The following is a 6,262-nucleotide window of genomic DNA, read 5'->3' on the forward strand; positions in this document are numbered from 1 at the left end:
CGTGGCGCGGTCCCGCGCCGCGTCCCACAGGGTCGGCAGGGCCCGGCCCGTGCCACCGGGCCCCAGCGGGTCGAGCACCTCGCGCCGCAGCGCCGCGTCGTCCAGCCAGCCCCACAGGTACGACTCCGCGTCGGTGTGCCCGTACTCCAGGCGCACCGACGCGGGCCGCAGAAAGTCGCGCGCCCGCACCCGCAGGACCGGACGCCCGAGCAGGCGCAACGGCGCGACCAGCGCGTCGGCGAGTACGCCCGGTTCGGCGGCGTCCGCCCCGTCGACGGCCACCCGCGTCCACTCCCGACCCTCGGCCCGGCGGACGACGGCCCCGACGAGTTCACTCACCAGGACGTCCGGGGTGACCGGTCGGACGGTCGTCATCGGCGGGCCGGAGGGCGGGTGTTCGGGTCGGTCATGGCTCCATTCTCGGGCCGGGCGGCCGGTCAGTCCGCGTGGGGCTCGCGCTCCAGGGTCGCGTCGACGGTGATCCAGTCCGGCGGCATGTGCGGGGGCGTCTTCCAGAAGATGTCGAGCCTGACGATCAGCCCGTCGTCGTCGAGTTCCAGGTAGTTCGCGAAGCGCATCACGAGCAACTCGTCCTCGGGCGTCGGCCGGATCGATTCGATCGCCTCGTTGAACGCGTAGCGCCCGTCCTCGCTCAGGAACGTGAAGCGCGAACGTAGTTCGTGCTGCGCCATGCGGCCGGTGACGGTGGACACGAACTTCAGGTAGGCGTCCTTGCCCCGGCAGGTGTCCTCGGCGTTGTCGCGCATCCCGACCCGTACGAAGTCCTCGGCGAGTGTGGACGCCACGAGGTCCCAGTCGTGGGTGTCCACGCCCTGCCAGAAGTTCTCGACGGTGCGCCTGCGCTCTTGGAGGTTCGTTGTCTGATCGCTCATAGGCGGACCGTAGCCCCGGCGGCGAGCAAGTTCCAGGGATACCTGACGGGGCGTCAGTATCGATGTTCGTCGGGGCGCCGGCGGGGGAACGGGGGCCCGCTCGGTGGCGGCGTGGTGGCGTGGGTCACCTCGGGGGCAGTTGCGGCGCGGCCACGTCGGGCATGGTCACGTTCGGGGCCGGGACCTCGACGAACGAGCTCGCGATGCCCTGGTGCACACCCAGGATCGCGGGGCGCAGGTCGTGCAGGATCTTCTCCTCGGATACCCCGCCGACCCGGTCGGCATCGCCGGTCGGCGTGTCTGCGGAGCCGTTCGCGAACGCGGGGGCCGCGGCCGCCAGGGCGAGCACGGTGGCGGTGGTCGCGGCGGCGAGGACGCGGGTGACGCGCATGGGGTCTCCGTTCGTGGGCGCCCGTACGGGGTGTACGCGCGGGGGGAGCGGGGTGTACGTGCGGGTCCAGCGAACGGGCTTCGCTGCTCCGAGTGGGGGAATCTCCCTCGAACGAGGGCGTGTCGCGGGCGGAAAGTACCGATTTCGGTCGCGCCCGGTAGGCGAGTCGAGCCGCCCCGAGTCGCTCGCGCGAGTCAGCGAGCGAGGGGGTGGATCAGTTCCGTCGCGCGGGCCGCGGCGGCGAGCGCGCGCGGGTCGTGCGTGGCGGTGTACACGTCGATCGCGCTGTCGGTGAGCTTGATCGCGTGCTCGTCGCCGTGCGCGAGGGCGCGCTCCATCGCTTCCCGCGGGTCGGCGGCCGGCGTCGGCTGCCCGGTCGCGTCCTCGCGGCCCGTGTACACCGAGAAGACCGCGCAGCCGGTCGCCCAGGCCGCCTGGTAGGACGGGATCCACAGCTCGCGAGGGAGCGACGGCAGCACCCGCAGGACCGCGTTCGGGGCGGTCACGCCGTGCACGTTCATCACGCCGTTGCCGTGGCCGCGGCGCAGGTACAAGGCGGTCGCGGCACGGACCGTCTCGGCGAGCAGGGTCTGCGCCTGTTCGGGCGTGGTCGCCGCTCGGACCGACGTGGTCGGCCGCACCCACGCGTCCCACCCGGCGAGGAAGGTCAACCGGCGGTGGATGTGGCCCTTCTCGTCGACCGGGAGCGGCGGCACCGCGTCGAGCGCCTCGGCGGGCGAGCGGTCGCCGGCGAGCGGCGCCAGGTCGGGCAGGGGCAGGTTGCACGACGCGAAGTAGGCCATCGCGTGCGCGAATTCGGCACGTCGGATCGGGCTCTCGCCGGCGCTCGTCAGCGCGCGGACCGCGTGGCCGACCCGGATCACCCCGTGCGTCGCACCGCCGGGCATGCCGGGGAGCAGCCGAGGCCACCACAGCGCGAGCACGTCGCGCCACGACCCCTCGCGCAACTCGTCGGTGAACAGCGCGATCCAGTCGCCCGCGCGGGCGTGATCGCCCAGCGCGTCGCGCCACGCGTCGCGGGCGATCCGGTCGGTGGGTTTGGGGGCTTCGTCGAGTCTGGGTGTGTAAAGGTCCAGCCAACCGGGCACGGCTTCCCACTGGCCGGAGTACGCGAGCGACTCCACGGCCATCGGACCGTGATTCGACAGTGCGTCGTCGAACTCGGGACCGGTGTGGTGAAGACGCTCGAAGGCTTCGTCCAAGGTCTCGGCGGCCTGCTGATGCATCGGGGCTCCTGGTGGACGCGGGTTTCGGACGTGCCTCGACGGATGTCGCGCACGCTGCCGCAAAGGGCTTGGCAGTTAGGCAAGTTAAGTCTTGCCTAACTTGCCGAGCCCGTATTCGGAAGCATAGGGTCGAGACCGTCACCGCAACCACACCGCAGGAGGAACTCTCGTGGCCGACAAGGTCTACACGCTCCCCGACCTCTCGTACGACTACGCCGCCCTGGAGCCGCACATCAGCGGCGCCATCATGGAGCTGCACCACGACAAGCACCACGCGGCCTACGTGACCGGAGCCAACACGGCCTTGGAGCAGATCGCGGACGCCCGCGACAAGGAGGCCTACGGCACCATCTCCAAGCTGGAGAAGGACCTGGCCTTCCACGTCTCGGGCCACGTGCTGCACAGCCTGTTCTGGACCAACCTGGGCCCGACCGGCAACGGCGAGCCGACCGGTGACCTCGCCGAGCAGATCGGGGTGGACTTCGGTGGCTTCGAGCAGTTCCGCGCGCACATGACGCAGACCGCCATGACCGTGCAGGGCTCGGGCTGGTCCGTCGCCGCGTGGGAGCCGCTGTCGCAGCGCATCGTGGTCACCCAGGTCTACGACCACCAGGGCAACATCCCGCAGGGCACCGTGCCGCTCCTGGCGATCGACGCCTGGGAGCACGCGTTCTACCTGCAGTACAAGAACGTCAAGGCCGACTTCTTCAAGGCCGTGTGGAACGTCTTCAACTGGGACGACGTCGCCGCGCGCCTGACGGCCGCCAAGGGCGCCTGAGTCTTCGAGCTTGATCACAGGGTCGTGCGGGTGTCACCCGTGCGGCCCTGTCGGGCGTTGCGGCTGCCCGCGGCGCCGTCGGCCGTTCAGGTCGATCGCCGTTCGGGCCGATCGCCGTCTCGGCGGGCGAGGGGCGCGGGGAGCGCGAGGAGCGGTACGAGAGAACATCACGCACTCGGGGTCGACGAGAAGGGCGGGCCGGTGACCGAGCAGGACGCATTCGCACTGTTGCCCGAGACCCGGCGCGAGATACTGCGGCACCTCAAGCGCGCGGGCGAACTACGCGCGGAAGAACTGGCCGAGACCATCGGGATGACGGCGAGCGGCATGCGCCAGCAACTCGCCGGACTGGTCGCCGAGGGCTACGTGACGCACCGTCAGGCGCGGCTGGGTCCGGGCCGGCCCAAACACGTGTACCGGCTGACCGCAGCCGGCGAGAACCTGTTCCCGCGCCGCTACGGCGACCTGGTCGGCGACCTGCTGGAGACCGCGCAGGCGGAGGACCCGGGTTTCGTGGACCGCCTCTTCGACCGCCGCCGCGAACGCCGGCTGGAGCGCGCCCGGGCCGTCGCCACCGCGCCCGACCTCGGCAGTCGGGTCGCGGCGATCACCGCGATCCTGGACGAGGACGGCTACCTCGCGGGCTGCGACCCGCTCGCGGACGGCTCCGGATGGCTGATCGTCGAGCAGAACTGCGCGATCTTCGACGTCGCGGTGCGCTGCGGCACCGCGTGCTCGTCGGAACTGACCTTCCTGCGCGAGGCATTGCCCGACGCGGAGATCCGCCGAGTGAGCCACATGGTGGCGGGCGCCCCGCACTGCGCCTACGAGGTCCGGCCGATCGAGCGTTGAGGTGCGCGAACTCCTCGTCCTGCGCGCAGCCTCCGCCGCCACCGACGACGGCCCGGGCGGTCGCCCGGCGCCCGCCGCGCGCATCGGGGCCGCCGAGGCATACGAGTTCGTTCGCCAAGCACACCCCACGGAGCACGGACACCACGGACACACCCGCGCCGCCGGCCCGTGACGATCACCGCGCCGACGCACCTCGGCTGCCCCGGTCAGGATTGTCGGATCGCGCTCACGTCGAACTCCAGCGTCACCTTGTCGCCGATCGTGGCGCGGGTCGCGGCGTTCCAGTTCACCTTCCAGTCCATGCGGTTGATGACGACGCGCCCTTTGAAGCGGGCCCTGAAGTTGCCGTGGGGGTCGTGTTCGGCGCCGATCAGCTCGAAGTTCGTGGTGACCGGCTTGGTCAGGCCGCGAATGGTCAGGTCGCCGGCGACCTCGAAATCGGTCTCGCCGACCTGCTCCACTCCGGTCGTGGTGAAGGTGATCGTCGGGTGGTGGTCGCTGTCCAGGAACCTGGCGCGCAGAAGTCGGTCGCGCTGCGGGTTGCGGGTCTCGATGCTCGCGGCCCGGATCGTGAGTCGGGCGCCGGACTTCGAGGGGTCGTGACCGTCCATGTGTGCGCTGCCTTCGAGCGTGTCGAACCTGCCCCGTACCCTGGTGGCCATCGTGTGTCTGGCGACGAAGGTGATCCGGGTGTGGGTGGTGTCGAGGACGTAGTCGCCGGTCAGGTCGCCGAGTGCGGTCGTGGTCGTCATGTCGGGTGCTCCTGGAGTGCCGCAGAGGTGGTCGTCGGTCGGGTGCCGAATCGGTCCGAGCCGGTGCTGATGCGCCGTCACACCTCACCGACGACACAGCCCGGCAGGATGTCAGGGCCGAGCGCGGTGATCCGCGTCGTCTCTCGGGCGGCTGCGGCAGCCCCGGCCCTGGACGCCGTCACCGTGCGCGACGGCGGCACCGGCGACGAGCGCGGCCGACGCGCATCGAGCCGTTCGTCCGCGGGCGGCCGTGACCGACCTTCCGGAACGCGCGGCGAGGCGCCCGCCCCGACCTCACATTCCGAGGTGTCGTCTCGTCGTACCGACGAGAGCACGTGCAACCCAGGAAGCCGGTGACGTTATGAGTACCCAGTCCGAGCCGGCAGACGGCCCGCTCGATCCGGCCCTGAGCGCGGTCGTGAACGAGCGGCGTCAACTGATCAATGTCGCGTACCGGATGCTCGGTTCGCTGGCCGACGCCGAGGACGTCGTACAGGAGACGTACGCCCGCTGGTACGCCATGGCCCCGTGGCGGCGGGAAGCCATCGAATCTCCCGGAGCCTGGCTGACGAAGGTCGCCGGCCGCATCTGCCTCGACCTGCTCGGCTCGGCCCGGGCGAGGCGGGAACGCTACGTGGGCGAGTGGATCCCGGAACCGCTGCCCGACCGCAGAGAGTGGATCAACGGCTGGTCGGGCGGCGGCACCGTCGACCCGGCCGACCACGTCACCCTCGACGAGTCCGTCAACATGGCCCTGCTCGTCGTGCTCGACGCGATGACCCCGGCCGAGCGCGTCGCGTTCGTCCTGCACGACGTCTTCCGCTACCCCTTCACCGAAGTCGCCGAGATCGTCGGCCGCACACCGGCGGCATGCCGCCAACTCGCCTCGTCGGCCCGCCGCCGCGTTCGCGCGTCACGGGGCGCCGCGACCCGGTCGGCCGGGCGCGCCGACGTCGTCAGGGACTTCAAGCAGGCGTGGGAGGCCAAGGACCTCGACGCGCTCGTCGCCCTCCTGGATCCCGGGGTCACGGCGATCGGCGACGGCGGCGGAGTGGTCGACGCGGCACTGCGCCCCGTCGAAGGCGGCGAGCAGGTCGCCCGCTACCTCGTCGAACTCGCCGATCTGGCACCCGCCCTGGAGTTCCTGGAGCGCACGGTCAACGGTCAGCCCGGCCTGGTTCTCCACGTGGACGGCGGCATCGCGGCGGTGATGGCGTTCGACGTCGCGGATCGGCGGATCAGGCACATCTGGGCAGTGCGCAACCCGGACAAGCTCCGGCCCTGGACGACGGACTGACACGCGCCGCCCACTCGGGACCGCCGCCCCACCGCCCTGTGCCGCGCCGGCC

Annotated in this window: 8 protein-coding genes and 1 pseudogene; 4 read left to right on the top strand and 5 right to left on the bottom strand. The window is 71.4% G+C overall.

The window, feature by feature from the left end:
* The 4 genes and pseudogenes from GT354_RS20190 to GT354_RS20205 form a co-directional block, all read right to left on the bottom strand.
* Positions 1-375 (bottom strand): annotated as a pseudogene (locus tag GT354_RS20190) (uridine kinase); the annotation flags it as partial.
* A 62-nt stretch (positions 376-437) separates the two neighbouring features.
* Positions 438-893 carry a nuclear transport factor 2 family protein gene (locus tag GT354_RS20195; RefSeq protein ID WP_161357702.1) on the bottom strand — a complete coding sequence of 152 codons (456 nt, stop codon included), beginning with the start codon at positions 891-893 and terminating at the stop codon, positions 438-440.
* Positions 894-1,017: 124 nt separating this feature from the next.
* The gene (locus tag GT354_RS20200) at positions 1,018-1,284 is read right to left on the bottom strand and encodes a hypothetical protein (RefSeq protein ID WP_161357703.1); all 267 of its coding nucleotides are present in this window, start codon (positions 1,282-1,284) and stop codon (positions 1,018-1,020) included.
* A gap of 194 nt (positions 1,285-1,478) precedes the next feature.
* The gene (locus GT354_RS20205; RefSeq protein WP_161357704.1) at positions 1,479-2,531 is read right to left on the bottom strand and encodes a questin oxidase family protein; all 1,053 of its coding nucleotides are present in this window, start codon (positions 2,529-2,531) and stop codon (positions 1,479-1,481) included.
* Positions 2,532-2,700: 169 nt separating this feature from the next.
* Between GT354_RS20205 and GT354_RS20210 the strand changes: the two genes are divergently transcribed.
* From GT354_RS20210 to GT354_RS20220, 3 genes are all read left to right on the top strand, one after another.
* Positions 2,701-3,309 (top strand): superoxide dismutase, encoded by a 609-nt coding sequence (locus GT354_RS20210; protein ID WP_161357705.1) that lies wholly within the window; start codon positions 2,701-2,703, stop codon positions 3,307-3,309.
* A 201-nt stretch (positions 3,310-3,510) separates the two neighbouring features.
* Complete coding sequence (locus tag GT354_RS20215; RefSeq protein WP_161357706.1) at positions 3,511-4,161, top strand: MarR family transcriptional regulator; 651 nt, start codon at positions 3,511-3,513, stop codon at positions 4,159-4,161.
* Between the two features lies 1 nt (position 4,162).
* Positions 4,163-4,333 (top strand): hypothetical protein, encoded by a 171-nt coding sequence (locus GT354_RS20220; RefSeq protein WP_161357707.1) that lies wholly within the window; start codon positions 4,163-4,165, stop codon positions 4,331-4,333.
* Between the two features lie 34 nt (positions 4,334-4,367).
* Here the strand turns inward: GT354_RS20220 and GT354_RS20225 are convergent, their stop codons facing one another.
* The gene (locus GT354_RS20225; protein WP_161357708.1) at positions 4,368-4,913 is read right to left on the bottom strand and encodes a YceI family protein; all 546 of its coding nucleotides are present in this window, start codon (positions 4,911-4,913) and stop codon (positions 4,368-4,370) included.
* Between the two features lie 361 nt (positions 4,914-5,274).
* Between GT354_RS20225 and sigJ the strand changes: the two genes are divergently transcribed.
* Positions 5,275-6,210, top strand: coding sequence for an RNA polymerase sigma factor SigJ (sigJ, locus tag GT354_RS20230; RefSeq protein WP_161357709.1), 936 nt, complete (start codon positions 5,275-5,277; stop codon positions 6,208-6,210).
* Positions 6,211-6,262 lie beyond the last annotated feature (52 nt).

Source organism: Streptomyces sp. SID3343, assembly GCF_009865215.1.
Classification (GTDB): domain Bacteria; phylum Actinomycetota; class Actinomycetes; order Streptomycetales; family Streptomycetaceae; genus Embleya.

Bases quoted from the DNA above. Each gene is read 5' to 3' on its own strand.
- GT354_RS20195 (WP_161357702.1), bottom strand. From the start codon at position 893: ATGAGCGATCAGACAACGAACCTCCAAGAGCGCAGGCGCACCGTCGAG.
- sigJ (WP_161357709.1), top strand. From the start codon at position 5,275: ATGAGTACCCAGTCCGAGCCGGCAGACGGCCCGCTCGATCCGGCCCTG.
- GT354_RS20205 (WP_161357704.1), bottom strand. From the start codon at position 2,531: ATGCATCAGCAGGCCGCCGAGACCTTGGACGAAGCCTTCGAGCGTCTT.
- GT354_RS20200 (WP_161357703.1), bottom strand. From the start codon at position 1,284: ATGCGCGTCACCCGCGTCCTCGCCGCCGCGACCACCGCCACCGTGCTC.
- GT354_RS20225 (WP_161357708.1), bottom strand. From the start codon at position 4,913: ATGACGACCACGACCGCACTCGGCGACCTGACCGGCGACTACGTCCTC.